At 69.2% G+C, this 20,162-nt stretch carries 19 protein-coding genes and 1 pseudogene; 10 read left to right on the top strand and 10 right to left on the bottom strand.

Annotated elements, in window-relative coordinates:
- Nucleotides 1-50 precede the first annotated feature (50 nt).
- The 3 genes and pseudogenes from ACFWVV_RS30440 to ACFWVV_RS30430 form a co-directional block, all read left to right on the top strand.
- Nucleotides 51-596: a GNAT family N-acetyltransferase gene (locus ACFWVV_RS30440; RefSeq protein WP_384355770.1), complete on the top strand. Its 546-nt coding sequence runs from the start codon at nucleotides 51-53 to the stop codon at nucleotides 594-596.
- Nucleotides 597-665: 69 nt separating this feature from the next.
- A complete protein-coding gene (locus ACFWVV_RS30435; protein ID WP_384355768.1) occupies nucleotides 666-1,355 on the top strand; it encodes a hypothetical protein in 690 nt (229 codons plus the stop codon).
- 208 nt (nucleotides 1,356-1,563) lie between these two features.
- Nucleotides 1,564-1,996, top strand: a pseudogene (locus tag ACFWVV_RS30430) (transposase); the annotation flags it as partial.
- On the opposite strand, the gene ACFWVV_RS30425 reads toward ACFWVV_RS30430, so the two are convergent.
- On the bottom strand, nucleotides 1,989-2,846 hold the full coding sequence (locus tag ACFWVV_RS30425) for a class I SAM-dependent methyltransferase (protein ID WP_384355766.1): 858 nt from the start codon (nucleotides 2,844-2,846) through the stop codon (nucleotides 1,989-1,991). The pseudogene ACFWVV_RS30430 and the gene ACFWVV_RS30425 sit on opposite strands and share 8 nt — an antisense overlap.
- Nucleotides 2,847-2,963: 117 nt before the next feature.
- On the opposite strand from ACFWVV_RS30425, the gene ACFWVV_RS30420 reads away from it, so the two are divergent.
- Entirely contained in the window at nucleotides 2,964-3,572 is a 609-nt protein-coding gene (locus tag ACFWVV_RS30420) for a TetR family transcriptional regulator (protein WP_384355764.1), read from the top strand.
- A 284-nt stretch (nucleotides 3,573-3,856) separates the two neighbouring features.
- Here ACFWVV_RS30420 and ACFWVV_RS30415 read toward each other — a convergent pair whose 3' ends face one another.
- Both ACFWVV_RS30415 and ACFWVV_RS30410 read right to left on the bottom strand, forming a co-directional pair.
- Complete coding sequence (locus ACFWVV_RS30415) at nucleotides 3,857-4,486, bottom strand: DUF305 domain-containing protein (protein ID WP_384355762.1); 630 nt, start codon at nucleotides 4,484-4,486, stop codon at nucleotides 3,857-3,859.
- Between the two features lie 105 nt (nucleotides 4,487-4,591).
- Nucleotides 4,592-5,035 carry a DUF6153 family protein gene (locus ACFWVV_RS30410; RefSeq protein ID WP_384355760.1) on the bottom strand — a complete coding sequence of 148 codons (444 nt, stop codon included), beginning with the start codon at nucleotides 5,033-5,035 and terminating at the stop codon, nucleotides 4,592-4,594.
- 151 nt (nucleotides 5,036-5,186) lie between these two features.
- Between ACFWVV_RS30410 and ACFWVV_RS30405 the strand changes: the two genes are divergently transcribed.
- A complete protein-coding gene (locus ACFWVV_RS30405; protein ID WP_384355758.1) occupies nucleotides 5,187-6,635 on the top strand; it encodes an MFS transporter in 1,449 nt (482 codons plus the stop codon).
- A 388-nt stretch (nucleotides 6,636-7,023) separates the two neighbouring features.
- Nucleotides 7,024-7,545 (top strand): DUF4396 domain-containing protein, encoded by a 522-nt coding sequence (locus ACFWVV_RS30400; protein WP_384355756.1) that lies wholly within the window; start codon nucleotides 7,024-7,026, stop codon nucleotides 7,543-7,545.
- Between the two features lie 168 nt (nucleotides 7,546-7,713).
- Here the strand turns inward: ACFWVV_RS30400 and ACFWVV_RS30395 are convergent, their stop codons facing one another.
- Both ACFWVV_RS30395 and ACFWVV_RS30390 read right to left on the bottom strand, forming a co-directional pair.
- Entirely contained in the window at nucleotides 7,714-8,451 is a 738-nt protein-coding gene (locus ACFWVV_RS30395; RefSeq protein WP_384355755.1) for a formylglycine-generating enzyme family protein, read from the bottom strand.
- Nucleotides 8,452-8,845: 394 nt separating this feature from the next.
- On the bottom strand, nucleotides 8,846-9,424 hold the full coding sequence (locus ACFWVV_RS30390; RefSeq protein ID WP_384355753.1) for a hypothetical protein: 579 nt from the start codon (nucleotides 9,422-9,424) through the stop codon (nucleotides 8,846-8,848).
- 450 nt (nucleotides 9,425-9,874) lie between these two features.
- Here ACFWVV_RS30390 and ACFWVV_RS30385 point away from each other — a divergent pair, with 450 nt between their 5' ends.
- Entirely contained in the window at nucleotides 9,875-10,360 is a 486-nt protein-coding gene (locus tag ACFWVV_RS30385; protein WP_384355751.1) for a hypothetical protein, read from the top strand.
- A 328-nt stretch (nucleotides 10,361-10,688) separates the two neighbouring features.
- Here the strand turns inward: ACFWVV_RS30385 and ACFWVV_RS30380 are convergent, their stop codons facing one another.
- The 5 genes from ACFWVV_RS30380 to ACFWVV_RS30360 form a co-directional block, all read right to left on the bottom strand.
- Nucleotides 10,689-12,992: an ATP-binding cassette domain-containing protein gene (locus ACFWVV_RS30380; protein WP_384355749.1), complete on the bottom strand. Its 2,304-nt coding sequence runs from the start codon at nucleotides 12,990-12,992 to the stop codon at nucleotides 10,689-10,691.
- A gap of 2 nt (nucleotides 12,993-12,994) precedes the next feature.
- On the bottom strand, nucleotides 12,995-13,813 hold the full coding sequence (locus tag ACFWVV_RS30375; protein ID WP_384355747.1) for an aldo/keto reductase: 819 nt from the start codon (nucleotides 13,811-13,813) through the stop codon (nucleotides 12,995-12,997).
- A 49-nt stretch (nucleotides 13,814-13,862) separates the two neighbouring features.
- Nucleotides 13,863-14,828 (bottom strand): Gfo/Idh/MocA family protein, encoded by a 966-nt coding sequence (locus ACFWVV_RS30370; protein ID WP_384355745.1) that lies wholly within the window; start codon nucleotides 14,826-14,828, stop codon nucleotides 13,863-13,865.
- Between the two features lie 75 nt (nucleotides 14,829-14,903).
- Complete coding sequence (locus ACFWVV_RS30365; protein ID WP_384355743.1) at nucleotides 14,904-15,722, bottom strand: VOC family protein; 819 nt, start codon at nucleotides 15,720-15,722, stop codon at nucleotides 14,904-14,906.
- A 148-nt stretch (nucleotides 15,723-15,870) separates the two neighbouring features.
- Entirely contained in the window at nucleotides 15,871-17,385 is a 1,515-nt protein-coding gene (locus ACFWVV_RS30360) for an MFS transporter (RefSeq protein ID WP_384355741.1), read from the bottom strand.
- Between the two features lie 62 nt (nucleotides 17,386-17,447).
- On the opposite strand from ACFWVV_RS30360, the gene ACFWVV_RS30355 reads away from it, so the two are divergent.
- The 3 genes from ACFWVV_RS30355 (at nucleotide 17,448) to ACFWVV_RS30345 (ending at nucleotide 20,081) form a co-directional block, all read left to right on the top strand.
- A complete protein-coding gene (locus ACFWVV_RS30355) occupies nucleotides 17,448-18,437 on the top strand; it encodes a helix-turn-helix transcriptional regulator (RefSeq protein WP_384355739.1) in 990 nt (329 codons plus the stop codon).
- Between the two features lie 192 nt (nucleotides 18,438-18,629).
- Nucleotides 18,630-19,037 carry a VOC family protein gene (locus ACFWVV_RS30350; protein ID WP_384355737.1) on the top strand — a complete coding sequence of 136 codons (408 nt, stop codon included), beginning with the start codon at nucleotides 18,630-18,632 and terminating at the stop codon, nucleotides 19,035-19,037.
- 141 nt (nucleotides 19,038-19,178) lie between these two features.
- Nucleotides 19,179-20,081, top strand: a complete 903-nt coding sequence (locus tag ACFWVV_RS30345; protein ID WP_384355735.1) for a sensor histidine kinase — start codon at nucleotides 19,179-19,181, stop codon at nucleotides 20,079-20,081.
- Nucleotides 20,082-20,162 lie beyond the last annotated feature (81 nt).

Here is a 20,162-nt window from a genome sequence, read left to right as displayed (position 1 = left end):
TCCGAGGCTCGGTCTTTGTGATGTCAACATCACCTGGGAGGCTCCTGCGCATGCAGCAGAAGGTCATGCCCGTTCTCACACAGATCACAGGGATACACGAGGTCTCTTCCGCCCTGAGACGTCAGCTCGTCGACTGCTGGATCGCGGTCACGAACGTCGGTGGAGCTGCGGGATTCCCCTTCCCGCCCGTCCGCGACGACGACGTCGAGCCGACCGTGGACGAGCTTCTCGGTCATCTCGACCCATCACGCAGCCGTCTCCTCATCGCGAGGTTCGGGGAGGATCTCGCCGGATGGGTTGTCCTCAGGCGTGATCCCTTCCGGCTCGTCGCACACTGGGGGTCCGTCCACCACCTCCAGACCCGTCCGGACTTCCGCGGCCGTGGTGTCGGCTCCGCTCTCATGCGGGAACTGCGGACAGTTGCCCGTGAGGAGCTCGGGCTTGAACAACTGCGTCTCGCTGCCCGGGGGCAAGAAGGGCTGGAGGAGTTTTATGGCCGCCTTGGTTGGCGGGAGGCGGGGCGCTGGCCCAGCGCCCTGCGCTTCGCGCCCGACGACACCCGGGACGAGGTCCTGATGCTTCTTGATCCCCTCTGACAGACAACCTCTGAGCTTGAGTTTTTACCTCCGGATCGGGTGTGGATCGCGGCATGGCATGGTGTCGCTGTGAGCCTCTCGACAGACAACCAGCCAAGGCCTCTGGCGACGTGCTGGCTGTACTGGATCGCAGTACAGACTGGAGACCAGGCCGGCGTCATGCAGTTCCTGGATCTCACCCCGTTCAGCTCCGTAACGTTCGCGGAAGCCGAAGCCCTCATCGAGGAGGACGGCCACGGCGAGGCGGAGGGGAACCCAGATGGATTGGCCCGGGTATACGTGATCCCGGAGGTCGACGGGTGGACGCTGGTGATCGGTCCGTGGTGCGACCCGTGCGACCACGAACGGAGCGACGAAGTGCTGCGCCTGTGCAGCGATCTCGGCAGCCGCTATGGCCAGGCGCAGGCGCATTACTTCGGTGCGCAGGACGACGGGTCGGCCTGGCTCGTCACCGAGCACGGGGCCGTGGTGCGGCGGTACTGCGAAACCGGGGAGGCGGAAGATGCGCTGCTCACTCCGGGGCAACCGCTTGCATGGGAAAGAGACCGGCGGGACCAACTGGGACTCTCTCGGACCTGGGACGAAACCGCCAGGGGCAGCGAGGCCGAGGACGAGTGGAAGTGGGGTGCGTTCGGCATGGCACCCGAGATCGCGGCGGCACTGGGAGGCAGTCCGCTTGTACGGACAGCACACACGCCAGTACGCGGCATCGGCATGATAGCCCTCACCCCGCATGCGCTCACCCAGGGAGGCACCTGAAGTTCCTGACAGTGCCCCTGTCCGGGAGTTGTGGAACACCGATGGAGCGAGCCTCTTTCGCGCCGATGTTCCACAACCCGCGCCAAATCTCCAACCGCCTTCGGACTCAGCCCACGCACCGATCAGAAAATTATTTGCGAGGCTAAAACTCAAGCTGAGAAGTGTCCTTGGTAGGCGAGGGCGAGCTTGCCTGTTCACATCGTCGTCGATGTGCGACCGGATCGAGCCGCTACTGCCCGCCGATCCGGTCCGTGGCCGACGGTGGGCGGATCACCGCCGTACCCTCGAGGCCATTGCGTGGAAGTACCGCACCAACTCGCCCTGGCGGAGCCTGCCCGAGGAGCTCGGCCCATTTCAGACCACCCACAAACACCTCATCAGATGTGCCGTCGACGGCACATGGGAGACGACCCCTGCCACCGTCCTGTCAGCGGCGCGGACGCCGATGCCGACATCGACTGGACGGTATCGGTGGACTTCACCGTCATGCGGGCCCACCAGCACGCCGCAGGCCCACGTGAAAGGGGGCGCCCCGCCCCGGTGAGCCTGCCGATCACGTTCTCGGACGCTCCTGCGGCGGGCTGAGCACCAAAGTCCACCTCGCCTCCAGAAGCCGCGACGTCGGGGCGGCTGTCACCGCGGTTCGGCTGTGCCACGTACCGCGGTGACAAGCCAGGCGCTGCTGCGCAGCCACACCGCGCCATCCGCTTCATGGCGGCGCAGAGCGGCCGTCAGCACCTGCCGCGCCCGGTCCTGTTCCTGCGGGCCGACCTGGTTGAGGAGGTGGCGCCCGGGGCCAGAGTCCAGCAGGAATGCCGCGGCGTCTGCCGCATCGGCACCCCACTCCCCTGCCACCTCGATGCGCTGCACGTCGACTTCGGCGAACCCGCCCGCCGTGACCAGGGTGCGGATGCGGTCGGGATCGGTGAGGGAGAACATGCCGGGGCTGCCGGGCTTTCCGAAGCCGCCGAGCGGCAGGATGCCCTTCAGTGAGGCCAGCGCCTGGAGCCATTCGTTGGCCTCGGCTTCGGCCGCGCAGATGAAGGCCAGCCGGCCGCCGGGCCGCAGCGCGCGGCGGAGGTTGGTGAACGCGGCGACGGGGTCGGTGAAGAAGGTCATGCCGTAGCGGCTGATCACCGTGTCGAACCCCGCGGCAACGAAGGGGTGGACCTGGGCGTCGCCCTGGAGGAACGAGATGTTCTCCACCCCTTCGTGCAGGGCGCTCTCGCGGGCCTTGCCCAGCATCGGGCCGGACAGATCCAGGCCCACCGCGTTCCCGCGGCGGGCGCGCCGGGCCGCGAGGCGGGTGGTGCGGCCGGCCCCGCAGCCGATGTCCAGGACGGAGTCGGGGTCTGAGATGGCCGCCGCGTCCAGGAGGGGCTGGTTGAAGCCGTCGTTGACGGCGTCCCAGCGGTCCTGGCTGCGGGCCCACTGCTCTCCCTCGTAGCCGTTCCATGCTTCGGCCTGCGCGGTGTTGGCGAGTTGATCCATGGGGGAACTCCCTCCGGTCGGGGCACAGCATGGCGCCCCCGACCCTTAGTATGGGCAAGTGCCCAAACAGTATGGGCAAGCGCCCATAGTTGCAATGGGGTTAGGGAAGGGGCTGTTGTGTCACCTCGTGGAGTGGCGATTCCGGATTTGCGGGAGCGGCTGTTCGCGGCGGCGGAGCGGGTGGTGGCCCGCGACGGCGCCGCGGCCCTGACCAGCCGCGCGATCACCGCGGAGGCGGACTGCGCCAAGGGCGTCCTGCACACGCACTTCGCCGGCCTGGACGAGTTCGTCGCCGAACTCCTCCTGGACCGGTTCGCGCGCAGCGCTCACCAGGCCCAGGCACTGCAGGAGAAGGTGGGGCAGGCCACGGTTACGGACAACCTTCAAGAAGTCGTCCTCGTCCTGATGGAAGCCCTGCCTCCGGCAGTGGTCGGGCTGGCGATGACCCGCCCGGCAGCCGCGCTCCACACCCGGGAAGGCTTTCAGGCCGGCGCACCCGCGTTCGATGCGATCCAGCACGCCTTCACCGCCTACCTGCAGGCAGAGCAGCGCGGCGGCCGGCTGCACGCCGGCGCCGACGCTGCCACCATCGCGCTCGCGCTCGTCGGCACCACCCACCACCTGCTGATGACACGCATACCCGGGCAGGGTCAGGACGCGAAGGCGACCACTGGACGACTGCTGGCCGTTCTGCTCCCCGGCGCCGAGCAGCCGCCCGGGGCGTAGTCCCCGAGGTGTCCGGCGAGGCAGAGGGTGCCGTCGCCCGGGTTCACACCGAGACCGCGGAGGTGCCCGGTTGCGGGGGGCCTTGGTCGCGCCGTTCTTGGCCGGTACGGGCGTGGTGTCGGTGGTCGAGCAGGCGGTCGGCAGGGCGCCGGTGGCCGCGGCGGCCGCGAGCGCGGGCACGCGGAAGCGGATGGTCATGGGTGAAGTCCAGAACGCCTGCGGGGGCTGGTCGGCCCGGTGCGGGCAGCCGTTGCTGGCTGCCCGCACCGGTGTGCTGGTGCGGCTCAGCTTTTACCGAGGAGGGTGTTCATCCGGGCGATCTCGGCGCTCTGGGAGGTGATGATCGCCTGGGCCATGTCCTTGGCAGGCTGGTAGGCGCCCTTGGACTGCTCGGTCCTGGCCATGACGACGGCGCCCTCGTGGTGCTTGACCATCAGCTGGAGGAAGGCGGTGTCGAACGCCTTTCCTGAGGAGGATTCCAGCTGCTTCATCTCCTCGGCCGTCATCATCCCGGACATGTCGTGCCCGCCGTGGCCCTCTCCGTGGGCCGGGACCTGCTTGCCCCAGGAGGTCAGCCAGCCGGAGAGCGTCTTGATCTCCGGGTCCTGGGCCCTCTTGATCTCCTCAGCGAGCTTCTTGACCTCGGGGGACTGCGCGCGGCTCGCGGCGAGGTCGGCCATCTCGATGGCCTGGCGGTGGTGGGGGATCATCCCCTGGGCGAAGGCGGTGTCGGCCGCGTTGCGGTCGCCCTGTGCAACCGGTGCGCTGGCGGAGGGCGAGCCGGCCGTGTCGTGGCCGTTGTGAGCCGGGCCGCTGTCGTTGCCGTTGCCACCGCAGGCGGCAAGGACGAGGGCGGCGGTGGCGGCAGCCGCCACGGCGGTGGCGCGACGGAACAGGGAACGCTTGGCAGTCATGGTGCAACTCCTGCTGTGGGGCACGCGCGCGTCTGCGGGCGTGCGGAAGTAGAGCGGGGCGCAAGGGCTCGCCGGCCCTCTGGGGCCGGGCATACCGGGGCCGCCCTATATGCGCAGGAGTTGCAGTTCGCTCAATGACGGCGGAGCCCGTCCGCAGGCAGTGGCGCCGGGGATGACTGTGGCCGCGGAAACCTGGCGGGTACCGGCGTGGCCGGGCAGGACCGCGGGAGCGGGCACAACCGGGGCGCCGGCCGTGCCGGCCGCGGCACAGGCCGCATCGGCGTGCTCGGCATGCCCGCCACGTCCGCCGTCGGCAGGATCCCCGGCGTGGGCGCACCCGTTCTGGCACGGGGCATCGGAGGGGGTCGCGTTCTGGTGGTCGGCGACCGACGCGTGGTGGGAGGTGGCCGCTGCGTGTACACCGGCCGGGGCGGCGGTGCCCGGCCCCAGGCCGTGCATGGCCACCACGCCCGTGAGGACGGCGAGGACCAGGAGCAGGTACGAGCGCAGCCCGAAGGGCTTCATCGCTCGCTGCCTCTGGCCGTCCATCCTCCGCATCGTAGGCGAACGCGTTCGCGGCCGGCGAGGTGAGGGTGCCGGATGACTCCCCATTGAGTAATACCCCCAGGGGGTATAACGTTCGTGCAGTCGAAGTCATACCCCCCTGGGGTGTGTGGGGATTCTGTTTTGGGGAGCGGTCATGCCAACTGTCAATCCGCGTCGCTGGTGGGCCCTCGGGGTGCTCGCCGGCGCACAGTTCATGGTGATCATGGATACGTCGATCATCGGCGTGGCGCTGCCCGAGATGCAGCGCGACCTGGGGTTCTCCCAGGGAGATCTGCAGTGGGTGTTCAACGCCTACGTCATCGCCTTCGGCGGGCTGCTGCTGCTGGGCGGCCGTCTGTCCGACCTGCTGGGAGCCCGGAGGGTGTTCGTGGCCGGCTGGGGCGTCCTGATCGCCGGCTCCGTCGTGGCCGCGGCCGCCCAGAACGCGTGGGTGGAAGTCGCAGGCCGTGCCGTGCAGGGGGTGGGCGGCGCGCTGATCGTGCCCGCCTCGATGACGCTGCTGATGATGCTCTTCGGCCACAGCCCCAAGGAACTGGGCAAGGCCCTGGCCGTGTACGGCGCGGCCGCCCCGGCCGGCGGCACGGCAGGGGTGTTCCTGGGCGGGGTGTTCACCGAGTGGGCCAGCTGGCCGTGGGTATTCCTCATCTACCTCCCGATCGGCATCGCCACCCTGCTCGCCACCGGCCTGCTCCCGGCCGTCGCCGCCCGCCGCGGCGGCGGGGTGGACATTCTCGGAGCGGCGGCCGTCACCGCCGGGCTCGCGCTCACCGTGTTCACCGTGGTCCGCGCCCCCGAGACCGGCTGGGCAGCGGCACAGACGGTTCTTCAGCTGATCGCCGGGGCGGCCCTGCTGGCCGTGTTCGTCCTCATCCAGCGCTCCTCGAAGTCGCCGCTGATGCCGCTCGGCATCTGGCGCCTCCCCGGTCTCGGCGCATCCAACCTGGCGATGGCGCTGCTGGGGGCGGCCTGGATCCCGATGTGGTACTTCGTCAACCTCTACCTCCAGCAGGTCCTGGGTTACGGCGCCTTCGCCTCGGGAGCGGCTCTGCTGCCGATGACCGGCCTGCTGATGGTCTTCATGACCACCGCCAGCGCCCGCCTGCTCGGCCGCTTCGGACCCAAACCGCTCATCGCGGGAGGCCTGCTGGTCCTGGCCGCGGGCCTGGTGTGGCTGTCGGCGGCCCGCCCGTCCGGATCCTTCGTCATCGACGTCCTGCCCGCCTCACTGGTGGCAGCTCTCGGCATGGCGCTCGCCTACATCCCAACCCTGATGGCGGCCATGTCCGCCGCTCCGCAGGAGCAGGCCGGCCTCGCCTCGGGCATCGTCAACACCACCTACCAGGTCGGCTCCGCCCTGGGCCTCGCCGCCCTGACCGCCCTCGCCACCTCGCACGGCGCGGAAGCACTCGGTGACCTGCCCGCTCTCACCGACGGATTCAGCGCGGCGTTCCTCACAGCCGCCGGCATCGCCGCCACAGGCGCCCTGGCCACCCTCGCCCTCATGCGGGGCAAGACACAGAACCCACCGGCCGACACAGCCGCCGACAACCCTGCCCCACAAGCCCAGCACGCCGGCAACTGACCGACAGAACATCAGGAGGGCCCGCCGGCACCGCCGGCGGGCCCTCGGCACACCGGCACACCTCCAGGCGGGATGCGGCTGCCCGCTCTGCGGCACCCGCAGCGAGTACAGGCTCCTCGGGCCGAACACCGGCAGCACCCTCGCCGCCCGGTCACTGAGGAGGAGACCCGCACAAGAACAGACCCCCGCGCGTCCTCCAGGCGTAGACCCGCGCGCCGCCCGTACCGCGATGGAGGCACCCCAGGGGGAGCCGACCGGAGGTGTGGCGCGTCAGCTGCTGGGTGCGGCCATCAGAAGAACCCTTGAGTACATACCCCAGGGGGGTATATGGTTGCGGTGTGGGTCCGCGGGAGCGGCGTCACACTGGACGGGATTGGGGATGACGGTCATGGACCACAGCGCACACCACACCAGCAGCGCGCACGACCACACCGCGCACCAGGCGCACGCGGGTCACGGCGGACTCCAGAGGGGCGGGGTGACGTGGGGGGCCGCCGCGAAGGCGACGCTGCACTGCCTGACCGGATGCGCGATCGGTGAGATCCTCGGCATGGTCATCGGCACCGCCCTGCTCTGGGGCAACATCCAGACGATGATCCTGGCAATCACCCTCGCATTCGTCTTCGGCTACTCCTTCACCCTGTTCGCCGTCCGCAGGGCAGGACTGGACTGGAAGAGCGCGATCAAAGTGGCGCTGGCCGCCGACACCGTCTCCATCGCGGTGATGGAGCTCGTCGACAACGGCATCATCGCCCTGACCCCCGGCGCGATGGACGCCCACCTCTCGGACGCACTGTTCTGGACGGCTCTCCTGGGCGGCTTCGCCGTGGCCTTCGTCATCACGACACCGGTCAACAAATGGATGATCGGCCGCGGCAAGGGCCACGCCGTCGTCCACGCCTACCACTGACGTCCACACCGCAGCCCCCGCGGCTCGGCGGGCGTCGGCGGCGCCCGGTCCCCCGATGCACCCCCGTTGTCGGCGTACATCGAAACGTGCGCAGGTCGGTACAGCCGAAAGTGCACAGGTTTGGGGGCATGCCACATGTCATGGGGTATCGGGGTCTGCATCCCGTCTCTACTCGGCTGGTGCTGCCAGCCGGAGCCCCACGCCGATCGCCGCCAAGTCTCTTTCGTAGGCGCCGTGTCGACGGGCACAACGGGCCAGGTCTCGGTCGTGGCGGAACGCGCCGCCCCGGGTGACGTGCGGATCGAATGCCCAGTCCTCGGCGCTCGGCACTTCGTGGGGAGCGCCCGGGTAGGGGGCATAGAGAGTGGAGGTCCACTCGTCGGCGTTTCCCGCCATGTCCAGCACACCGAAGGGGCTGGCGCCCGCCGGGAACGAGCCGACCGGCATCGTGGTGCCGATACCGAGGTCCACCAGATTGGCCAGGCCGGTCCGGTACTGCGCGCCCCAGGGGAACTCGCGGCCGTCATCGCCCCGAGCGGCGCGCTCCCACTCGTCCTCCGTGGGCAGCCTCACTCCCTGGTCCTCGAGCTGTTCCCCGAGCCACCGGCAGTAGGCCGTCGCTGCGTCCCAGGTGACACCGACGACCGGGTGGTTCGCCGGCGCCTGCGGAATCGGTCGGTCAGTGGCCGCCGCGAAGAGCGTCCACTGACCGACCGTGACCTGGGTGCGGCCGATCCGAAAAGCCGGGATGTGGATCTCCGCGCGCGGGGCCTCCTTCCTGTACCACTCCACCGGCACCCCGGTGTCGGCAAAACGGAGCGCCACCTCTGCAACCTCGTCGATCGGCGTACCCCGACGCAGCAGCCCGGCCGGAATCTCGACCCAGTCCACCTGCTCCACCCGCATGGTCTCTCCTCAGCTCGACCGAACAGCTTCCATGATCACCTCTATGGACTGGGCGGGCCTCGGCCGATGGACCTACCTGGGAGGTGACTTTGGAACCAGGACTCGCAGCCGTCATCCGCTGGCGCTTCGTCACGGTGACCGTGCAGGTTCGCGTGTACGGGGCTGAGCACTTCCACCTGTACGCCGACACCCGTCGCCGTGCCCGATTCCTGGCACATCCCCCCGTGCAGGACCGGTCTCCGCCACGCCTCAGACCCGGGCCCGGACACCCCCCGGGTACCTAGGGCGGGGGTGCACCGGGAGCCGGTTCGGGTGGGGACGCATTGTCTGGGCGCAGCAACGGCTGCTGGCTCCCCAATGCCAGCGGTGGTGCTCAGCGCGCGGACAGCTCGGGTCAGCAGCCCTTCGTCTGGTCTGCGGTGATCTCAGTGATGAGCCATGTGTCGCCCTCCAACGTGGCCTGGGACCTGACCGGGTATTTCAGACGCTGATCAGCCAGCTGAACGGGCTTTCCGGAGTCCTTGTCGACGGGCTTCCAGTTGGTTGTGTTGAAGCAGTCGGAGAGCGTGGCGGTCTTGTTCTTGGTGTCGACGGATGTAACCGTCGGGCTCATCTCCGGCCGGCCGGTGTACTTGATGTATTCCGACGTATTGAGCAGGGCGGATCTCTTCAGGTCGGCTGCTGCGTCCCCCTTGGCGAACTTCGCCAGGTCCTCGGTGTGCACCTTTCCGTCTGCGGCCATCTTGATCTGTATCTCGCGCGTGTTGGTGTAGGCGGCCAAGACATTGTCCTTCGCGGCCTGGCCGGGATCGCTGGGAGGCGGCTTGGACGCTGACACGGAAGGCGTGGACGATGCTGTGCTCGTCGCGTTGCCGGAGCTGCAGCCGGCCAGCGATCCAGCGGCCACGGCGCATGTGAGAGCGGTGCCGGCCATACGCAGGGCGTGGGTTCGGGTCATGGTGGACGGTGCCATCGGCAGATCCCCCTTCCGTGTCGGATTCGGGCGCGAACGTGTGACCCATGAGGGCAGTGGGCGCAGAGGAGTTCCTCCCACGCGATCTGCCTGCCATGGACGGACTCGTCGGGCCAGGACCCGGCGAGCCTACATCTGGGCCCGTACGGCGCGTTGCGCCCCGCGAGCCGGTCGACCCGGTCCGGATCGGCCGCCGTGTTGTAGGCGGCTCGCGGCAACGGGGGTATCGAGGACCTGCGCGCCGTCACCTACGACCACCTCACCTGCGCCGTCGCGGAACTTTGTGGCGCCCCGGCCCAGACCCGCGCCGTCGCGCTGCGCTCGCTCTTTCGTGCGCTCAAACGCGAAAGGCTCCTCTTCCAGGACCCGGCCCGCCACCTGCACGTGCCCGCCGTGCGTACCCTGCCCAAACCACTGCACGAGGACCAACTCCGCGGCGCTCTGCGTCAGATGCCCACCGTGCGAACTCAGCTCACCTTCGTACTGGTTGCCGTCCATGCGCTGGGCGTGCACGACCAGCGCGGCCTGCTTCTGGAGGACCTCGACCGGGCCGCAGGCACCCTTGCGGTCCGTCGACAGGGCGCTCTTGCACACACCGTCTACCTCGACGAGCTCACTGGCCGCCTGCTCACGCTGTGGCTGGCCGAGCGGCACCGCCGCTGGCCTGCCACCGCCAATCCGCATCTGCTCATCACCGCGCACACCGCCTTCGTCCCGGCCCAGCCGCCGGTGTCCAGCGCCACCATCGACAGTCCCCCGCGCCGCGTGGGACACCAGGCCGGCAGACTGCGCCGTGACCGCATCCTCGACGAGGCACGCCACAACACGGACCCCTTAAACCTGGTGCGGCTTTTCGGTATCCAACCGCGCACCGCCCTGACCTATCTGCACGCCGCACACCCGGGGCGCTTCCGAGGCAACACGGTCTCGCCCTGACCCGCGTTTCCCCGGTTTGCTACTCCGGCAGCGAGCCGGATGCGGCTCGCGAGCTGCGTGTTCCTGCGGCCCGTGGAGGAATTTCCACGACCCGTAAGGGCTCGTTGGACTCTCCTGGCTCGCCAGCACCCGAGCCGAAGAGGCGGCCAAGACTGGCTGATCTCTGCCACTCGCTGACTCGCTGACTCGACGGGCCCGCCGATCGGTAGGAGGTGCGGTGCGAGCGGGCGCCCGGGTCCGGGCCCGCCAGGGGGATGCGTTGCTGAATGGTCAGCGACGTCCGATGTGGCTGGGGCCGCTTGGGACCGCGTCCTGAACTGAGCACTGTTCAGACCTGGTGCTGGTCGAGGTCGTGACGCAGGGCCTTGGCGGTGTGGGAGACACGGTCCTTGGCGAGTTGGGCGGGGGTGCCGGTGAACAGGACCTGGCCGCCGTGGCGACCGCCGTCGGGGCCCATATCGATGATCCAGTCGGCCTGCTTGACGACATCGAGGTTGTGTTCGATGACGATCACGGTGTTGCCGTCGTCGACGAGGCGATCCAGCAGGCGTTGCAGGGCGGCGATGTCGGCCATGTGCAGGCCGGTGGTGGGTTCGTCCATCACGTAGACGCTGCTGGTCGTGCCCAGGTGGCCGGCGAGTTTGAGGCGCTGGCGCTCGCCGCCGGAGAGGGTGGACAGAGACTGGCCGAGCGTGAGGTAGCCCAAGCCGACCTCCACCAGCGTTTCCAGTGCCGCGCGGATCTTCTTCTCGCCTGGGGCGGTGAAGAACTCCACCGCCTCCTCGCAGGTCAGGTCCAGGACGTCGACGATGGTCTTGCCGCGCAGGCGATGGGAGAGGGCCTCGTCACTGTAGCGGCGGCCTGCGCAGGTTTCGCAGACGGTGGTAACGGGGTCGGCGAAGGCCATGTCGGCGGTGAGGGTGCCCCTGCCGCCGCAGGCGGGGCAGGCGCCGGTGGAGTTGAAACTGAACAACCCGGCCGGCACGCCGCTGGCGTCGGCGAACCGCTTGCGGATCGCGTCCATGATGCCCACCCAGCTCGCCGGTGTGGAGCGGGAGTTGGAGCCGATGGAGCCCTGGTCGATGTAGACGGCTTGCGGGTGCTGGCGGGTGAAGACCTTCGAGATCAGGCTGGACTTTCCCGAGCCGGCGACTCCGGTGACGGCGACGAGCACGCCGGTGGGGATCTCCACGCTGACATCTCTCAGGTTGTGCAGCGTTGCGTTGTTGATCTTCATCTGCCCGGTGGGGGTGCGGACGCTGGTCTTGAGGGGTACGGCCGCGTCCAGGTGCCGGCCGGTGAGGGTCTTCACTGTGCGGAGCTGGGCGACGGTTCCCTCAAAGACGACCTGTCCGCCATGGGTGCCGGCGCCGGGGCCCATGTCGATGACGTGGTCGGCTACGGTGATGACGTCGCGGTCGTGCTCGACGATGAGCAGGGTGTTGCCCTGGTCGCGCAGCTGGGCGAGGAGTTCGTTCACCCGGTGGACGTCACGCGGGTGCAGGCCGGTGGAGGGCTCGTCGAAGATGTACGTCATTCCGGTCAGGCTGGAGCCGAGGTTGCGTACGATCTTCAGCCGCTGCCCCTCTCCGCCGGAGAGGCTGCCGGTCTCGCGGCCCAGGTGGAGGTAGCCCAGGCCGATGGCATCGATCCGCTGCAGGGCGTCGATCGCGGCCTTCGCGAGCGGGGTGCCGAGCGGGTGCTTGACCTTGCCCAGTTCTCTGATGAGATCGCTGACCTCCATGGTCATGTGGTCGGCGATCGACAGTCCGTTGATCCTTGTCTTCAGTGCGGCCTCGTTCAGGCGGGCACCATGGCAGGCGGGGCACTCGCCCTCCGTGGTGAACTGCTGAACCGCGTCCCGGGTGCGCTTGGACAGGGTGGACAGGTCACGGTGGAGATAGAGGCGGTTGAACCGGTCAACAACACCCTCGTAGGTGACGTTCTGCGTGCCCATCCGCGTCGCCAGCTCGAACTTCACCTCCCCCTTGGGGCTGCCGTGCAGGAGGGTGTCCCACTCCTTCTTGGTGTACTTCTTCAGCGGTTTGTCGTTGTCGAACAGCCCGGAGCGGGTGAACAGCGTCCACTGCACGCCGCCGACGTTGAACAGCGGGAACAGCAGTGCGCCGGTGTTCAGGGACTTGTCGGTGTCGAAGAAGCGGTCCAGGTCGAGCTGGACGGTGTGGCCCAGGCCCTGGCAGGTCGGGCAGGCGCCGGTGGGGTCGTTGAAGGAGTACGCCGTCGACATTCCTGCCGACGGCTCGCCCGCGCGGGAGAACAGCAGGCGGATCAGCGAGGCGATGTCCGTCATGGTCCCCACCGTCGAGCGCGAACCGCCGCCCAGCGGCTTCTGGTCCACGACGATTGCCGGTGACAGGTCCTCGATGGCGTCGGCCTCGGGCTTCTCGTAGCGGGGCAGGCGGTTGCGCACGAAGTACGGGAAGGTCTCGTTCAGCTGGCGCTGCGACTCGACGGCGATGGTGTCGAAGACCACCGACGACTTCCCCGACCCCGACACCCCGGTGAACACGGTGATCACTCCCTTGGGGATGTGCACCGAGACGTCCTTCAGGTTGTGGACGCGGGCACCGGTGATGACGATCTCTCCGTGCGCGGGCTTTTTGCTGGTCATGATCAGGCTCTCTGTCGCGTGCGGGTGCGGGCCGTGCCGGAGGGCTGTCTGCCGAGGGCGTCGATGCGGGCGATGTCCGCGGGTGCCAGGTGCAGCCGGGCGGCGTGGAGGTTGCTGGTGATGCGTTCGGGATGGGCGGATCTGGGGATCACCGCGACCTCGTGGGCCAGGTGCCAGGCGATGACCACCTGGGCGGCGGTGGCGTCGTGCGTCTCGGCGATCTCGGTGAGGACGGGGTGGTCCAGGCCGGGCTTGCCCAGGGGACTGTGGCCTTCGAGGACGGTGTTGCGTGCGCGGTGGCCGGTCACCAGCCGCGGGTCGTAGAGGGCGGGGTTGAAGCGGACCTGATTGACCTGGGGCATCTGCCCGGTGGCCTCGGTGAGGGCGTCGAGCTGGGCCAGGGAGTGGTTGCTGACGCCCACGGCTGTGGCCATGCCGTCGTCGGCGGCGGCCAGGAACGCGTCCCACACTGCGAGGTGTTCGCCGGGGTCCTTCAGCGGGAAGTGCATCAGCCACAGGTCCACCTGCTCGACCCCGAGCCGCTCCAGGCTCCGGCGCAGGGTGGCGTGTTCCTTGCCCGGGTGGTGCTGGGCGAACTTCGTGGTGAGGAAGACTTCCTGGCGGGGGATGCCGCTGTCGGCCAGGGCCCGTCCGACGTGTTCCTCGTTGCCGTAGAGCTGGGCGGTGTCCAGGTGCCGGTATCCCGCTTCCAGGGCGTGCAGTACAGCGCGGTAGGCGTCGTCACCTCTCAACTGCCACGTGCCGAAACCCAGCAGGGGCATCCTGGTACCGCCCGGCAGCGTGACGGTGCGCTCTTCCATCGGTGTCTCCTTCGGCACGGGGGTACGGCTGGTGAGGTCGGGTCTTCAATCAGGACCGAGGTGCCGCCTGTGGGGTGGCCAACCGGTGGTGGACATCGAGGGTCAGGCGCAGGGCATCCATCGCCCCGGCGGGTTCGATCCGGTTCTTCTCGCGGCCGGCGAGGCAGGCCAGCACGTGGTCGATCATCTGCGCGTAGGGGCCGGCGTCGGGCAGGTCGATGTGTCGCTGCTCCTGTTCGGTGTACTCGGTGAGCTGGGAAGTGCCCTGGTTGGTCTCGTCGGCCCGCATGCCGAGTTCCAGTACGGCATCGGCGAACGTCGCCCGGAAGCCTCCACCCATCTGGTACGGCGCGGGCATCAGCGAGGAGGACGAGCAGCGCGCCATCGCCCCGGGGTAGTCGAGCACCACTTCGGCTGCGGAGCCCTTCCCGCCGGGCTTTTCGACGGAGGTGACCTGGACGGCCTGCGGGGCGCCGAGCAGGCTGGTGACCAGGTCGAAGTCGGCGTGCATCATGTCCATGGCCAGTGAGTCGAGTCCCAGGTCGTAGCCCGGCCACAGCAGGGCCGTGCGTCCTTCGACCTCCAGCGACAGCAGGGCGCCGTACCGCTGGTCGGCGGCGGCCTCGCGCAGGAAGGCGTTGGCGGGGCTGAAGCGGGAGAACATGTCGACGAACACCTGGCGGCCGGTGGCCCGCTGGGTGTCGATGACGCGCTGGGCGTCGTCCAGGGAGGTGGCCAGCGGCAGTTCGACCAGGACGTCCTTGCCCGCTTCCATGGCGCGTACGGCCGTGTCGGCGTGCAGGGGGGTGGGCAGGCAGATGTCCACCAGGTCCACCGAAGGATCGGTGATCAGGGCGTCCAGGTCGGTGGTGGTGGCGAAGCCGAAGTCGTCGGCGATTTTTTGCAGTTTCGCCGGTGTGCGGCCGAAGACGATCACCTCGTCCACGTCGTCGCGGGTGGCGTAGACGGCGGCGTGGGCCTGGCCGAAGCCGGTTCCGAGCAGTGCGATCTTCATGAGGTTCTCCTTCGATCTCGTACGGACGGAGGGCCGGGGCGGGGCAGCCGCGGGGTTGCCCCGCCCCGGAGGGGGTCAGGAGGTGTGGGTGGGCTGGGAGAACAGGCCGAAGCGGTTGCCGTGCGGGTCGAGCAGGCGGGCGAAGACAAGTCCGTCCGGGTTGACCTCCGGGCCGTGCTCGACGCGGGCTCCCGCGTCGGTGGCCGCTGCGGCGGTGGCGGGCACATCGGTGACCAGGATCGACGGCGTCATGTAGTCGCCGTCCTGGCTGGAACTGTGGTCCCAGAGGCCGCCCGCGGGCCATTCGCCGCCGGTGAAGATGCTGAAGTACGGCTTGCCACCCGCTGTTTCGTCCTTCTCGAAGCGCCAGCCGAACGCCTTGCTGTAGAAGTCGACGGTGGTCTGCGGGTCGGTGGTGCCGATCTCGAACCAGGCCATGGAGCCGGGCTGCGGCCGGAAAGCGGATGCCTCCATGTGCTCCTCGGTGGCCTGCGCCCGCTCGGCCAGGTCTTCGGAACTGCCCCGGGAGAAAAGGGAGAAGGTGTTTCCGCGCGGGTCCTTCAGGCGGGCGAAGACCGTCACGTCGCCGACCGCAGTCGCCGGGAAGACGACCTCGGCTCCGAGGGCGGCGAGCCTGTCGACGTCGGCTTCGACGTCGACGGACAGCATCGAGAGGTTGATGACCTCACCGCCGGTGTCCCCCTGCTGGATGGCACCCATCGGCCACGGTGCGCCGGGAGCGATGACGCGGGTGTAGGTGCGGCCGTCGACGGAGGAGTCCGGGTCGACCTCGAAGGACCAGCCCAGCACACGGCCGTAGAAGTCCTGCACCGTTCCGGGGTCTGCGGTGCCGATCTCGAACCAGACGACGGAACCGGGGGACATGAAGCTCATGGGAGAGACCTTTCGCTGAGAGGGGCCATACCGGCAGGGGCAGCGGGTCGGGGGGCGAGGGCGCCCGCGGGGATCTGAGGGCATGGTGTCCAGGTCAGGGCCCAGGTGGGCCCTTGCGTGGTCCATGCGAGTGAGGGGGTGGGACCTGTCAGGGGACGAGCTGCGGCTCGGGTTCCGCCTTCTTCGCCGCACGCTCCACCGGGGCGGTGCCGGCCCGGCGGGGCAGGGTGAAGAGGAGCGCGAACGCGGCGGCGAAGGCGGCAGCCACGTACCACAGGGACCCGGTGAAGGCCTCGGGCATGGCGTGGGCCTGGGTGGCCGGGTCGCCGGGGCGGAGGTGACCGAAGAAGATCACCGAGGACAGGGCGACGCCGACGGCCTGCCCGAGCTGCATCGTGGTGGTCGTCAGGCCTGAGGCGGACCCGGCGTGCTCGTGCGGTACCTCGGACAGGACCAGGTCGGTCAGCGGCGCGATGATCAGACCCATGCCCAGGCCCATCGGGATCAGCGGCACCATGGTCTGCCACAGCGTGATGTCGGACCCGTAGCGGATGGCGAAAGCGGCGAAGAGCAGCATCCCGGCCACCGCGAGCAGCGCGCCGCCCTGGAGGGCACGCCGTCCGAAGCGCGGTACGAGTACCTGCATGGACAGGCCCGCGCCGGCCATCATCGCCGCCGACAGCGGCATGCCCGACAGTCCCGCCTTCAACGGTGAGAAGCCCAGGCCGAGTTGCAGGTACAGCGTCCAGGCCAGGAAGAACACGCCCGAGGCGAGCCCGAACAGCAGCTGCACGCTCTGGCCACCTGCGAAGCTGCGGCGGGAGAACAGCGACAGCACCACCAGCGGCGAGCCGCCGTGCCGCGTCAGCCGCCGCTCCCAGGCCACGAACAGCGCCAGTACGGGCAGCGAGGCAGCCATGGATACGTACGTCCAGGCCGGCCAGCCGAGTTCGCGGCCCTGGGTGAGCGGCAGCACCAGCAGCAGCAGTCCCACCGTGGTCAGCACGACACCGATGCCGTCCAGCCGCTGCGCCCGCTCGCCCTCCGACTCACGGATCAGCAGCCACCCGGCGACCAGTCCCGCCACGCCGAGGGGGAGGTTGACCAGAAAGATCGGCCGCCATGCGAGCTCGAAGAGGTTCCACTGCACGAGCAGGGCTCCGACGAGCGGGCCGGCCAGGGTGCCCAGCGCCATCACCGCGCCGTAGATCCCGAAGACCTTGCCGCGCTCACAGGTGGGGAAGGTGACGTGGATGATCGACAGGACCTGCGGCACCATCAGCGCGGCCATGGCGCCCTGGGCGATGCGCCCGGCCAACAGGATCTCGGGGTTGCCCGCGATGCCGCAGACCAGGGAGGTGAGCGTAAAGCCGGCCACCCCGAGCAGGAAGACCTTCTTGCGGCCGAACAGGTCGCCCAGGCGCCCGCCGGTGATCAGTCCGAGGGCGTAGGAGAGGGCGTATCCGCCGGTGATCCACTGGATCTGGGACAGCGAGGCGCCGGTGTCGGCCTGGATGTCGGGGATCGCGATGTGCACGACGGTCACGTCGACCGCATCCATGAACGACGCGATCAGGACGACGACCAGCGCCGCCCAGCGCCGCGGATCCACCGCCTCGGAGGCCGCTTTCGTAGGCGATTTGGGAAGTTTGTTCTCGGACATGTCTCCACGCTAGGCCCCCTTTAGGACACCTCGCGTCCTTGAAGTCCGGCACACTGGTCGCCATGACGACCGACATGCCCGCCCGGATGCTGCGCCTGCTGTCCCTGCTGCAGACCCGCCGCGAATGGGCCGGTCACGAGCTCGCCGACCGGCTCGGCGTCACCGGCCGCACCGTCCGCCGCGACATCGACCGGCTGCGCGAACTGGGCTACCCCGTCGAGGCGACCACCGGCCACGCCGGCGGCTACCGCCTTGCCTCCGGCGCCGCGATGCCCCCGCTGCTGCTGGACGACGACGAAGCGGTGGCCATCACGGTGGCCCTGCGCACCGCCGCCGGCGGGCTCGGCGGTATCGAGGAGACCGCCCTGCGGGCGCTGGCCAAACTCGAACAGGTTCTGCCCGCCCGTCTCCGCGGCCAGGTCACCGCCCTGCAAGCGGCCACCAGCACGATCACCTGGGAGAACCGCGGCCCCCGTGCGGACGCCGCCACGCTGACAACCCTGGCCGCCGCCTGCCGCGACCACGAGATCGTCACCTTCGACTACACCACCCGCGCAGGCACCCCGGCCCCGCGCCGCGTCGAGCCGCACAGCCTCGTTGCATCCGGGGGCCTGTGGTACCTCGTCGCACACGACACCGACCGCGACGACTGGCGCATCTACCGCCTCGACCGCCTCACCCGGCCCGCACCCACCGGCCGCCGTGTTCCGCCCCGCACACTGCCCGAGCCCGGACCCGACCCCGCTTCCTACGTGGCAGCGAAGATCGCCACCGCCCCGGTCCGCCACCGTGCCGTCGCGACCGTGCACGCCTCCGCCGATACCATCCGCGCCCGCACCTGGGCCCTCGCCGACCGCATCCAGCCCCTCGACGACAGCTCCTGCACCGTGGACTGCTCCGCCGACACCCTGCCCCGCATCGCCCAGACACTCACCTCCCTCACCACCCTCGACACCGACTACACCCTCGACGCCGACCCCGCAGTCGTCGACTACCTGCGCGCCACGTACCAGCGCACCCTGCGCGTCGTCGGCGGGCCCCCTCGCGACTGAGGGCGCGTTGCTGCGATGGCCCCGGCTTGGGGACGGTGATGAGCTGGAGAGAGGCGGCCGGTCCACGCCGGGTGACCACTTAGGACACCAGCTGTCCTAAAGGGTCTCTATTGTCGGGGATACGAGTGGATACCCCCATTTTATCCCAGCGGCCGCCGCGTCCGCACGACTCGAAAGCCCCCGGAGGAAATCATGCCGTTCGCCCCCTGCCTCGGCGTCAAGGACACCGCCACCAGCATCGCGTTCTACAAGAAGCTCGGCTTCGACGTGGACTCCAGCACCGCCCGCCCCGGCGACGACATCCACATGCTCCTCTTCGAGGGCTCGTTCTGCGCCATGCTCTACCGCAACGCCGACCTCCAGAACTGGCTGCCCATCCTGGCCGACCGCCAGGTCGGCTTCACGGGCATGTTCTACCTCGCCGTCGACGACTTCGACGCGACCCACGACCGCATCGCCGAGCACGCCGAGATCGTCAAAGACACCGTCACCGACCACAACGGCCAGCGCGAGTTCTACTTCCAGGACCCGGACGGCTACCTCATCGGCATCAACGACAACTCCGCCCTGCAGGCCAGCGACCTCGCCAAATACGCCTAACCCGCCATGTGCCCGCTGTGGGCGTACACACCGAGCCGGCGAACGGTGAGGCCACACACGTAGCCATCCCGGACGTGCCAGGGCGCGCCGCCGGGGCGCCGTACACGACCGCGACGACGGGCGAACAAAGGAAGGAACGATGTGCGAGGCATCCTGCCCCCGCTGCGCGAGGACCTGCTGGCACTCAGGGCCGATCCGCTGTCACCCCTGAATCAGCCCCGGCGGTTGAAGTACCTCCCCCACGTCCTATTCGCCGCAGCCGCTGTCGTCGTGATCATCACCGACACCGATCAGCTGGGACACCGCAACGCCCTCGGCCCGGCATACGGCTTCCTGCTGGCCCTGGCGCAAGGCGGAGCCCTGCTCCTGGCGCTGAACCGTCCCGGGCCCGCCTGGTGGCTGTCCCTGGCCGCAACCGTGACCGCCACCGCGGCCAGCGCGCCCCACCTGCTGTGGAACACCCCCTGGCCCTTCACCGTCCCAGGGCTATGCGTGCACGCCGCGGTCCTCCTGCAGCTCGCCCTACGCGTGCGCGCCCGAGCAGCCTGGGGTGCGCTCGCCCCGTCCGTCCTTCTGCCAGGTGCGACCGTACTCCTCACCGCCCAGTCGGCCGCCCATCACTCCAACACGGTGACGGCGCTCGTGCTGTTCTCCCTGATCGTGCTCCTGGGAATCACCGTGCGCGGCAGGCGCCGAACCCAGGCGGACCTGGAGGCGCAGTCCGACCTGGCCACCGAGGAGCGCACCCAGCGCGTCCTGCTGGAAGAACGGGGACGGATCGGCCGGGAGCTGCATGACGTGGTGGCCCACCACATGTCCGTCATCTCCATCCAGGCACAGGTGGCCCCGCATCTCCTCGACGACCCGGCACAGCTGAAGCAGAACCTGACCGGCATTCGCCACAACGCCCTGGACGCGCTCACCGAGCTGCGCCGCGTCCTGGGGGTGCTGCGGTCCGAGGACGCCCCGGACCCCCGTACCGCACACTCGCCGCAACCGCTGCCCGACTGGCTGGAACTCATGGCTGTCAGCCTAGTCTTCTGAGTCAGGAATTCTGTTCAGATATGAGGCGAGGCGTTCGAGGATCTCGTCCGCGGTCTTGGTCCAGATGTAGGGCCTGGGGTG

Origin of the sequence: Streptomyces sp. NPDC058663, from assembly GCF_042716745.1 — a bacterium.
Taxonomy (GTDB): domain Bacteria; phylum Actinomycetota; class Actinomycetes; order Streptomycetales; family Streptomycetaceae; genus Streptomyces.
This window is presented reverse-complemented; position numbering and strand designations above follow the sequence as displayed.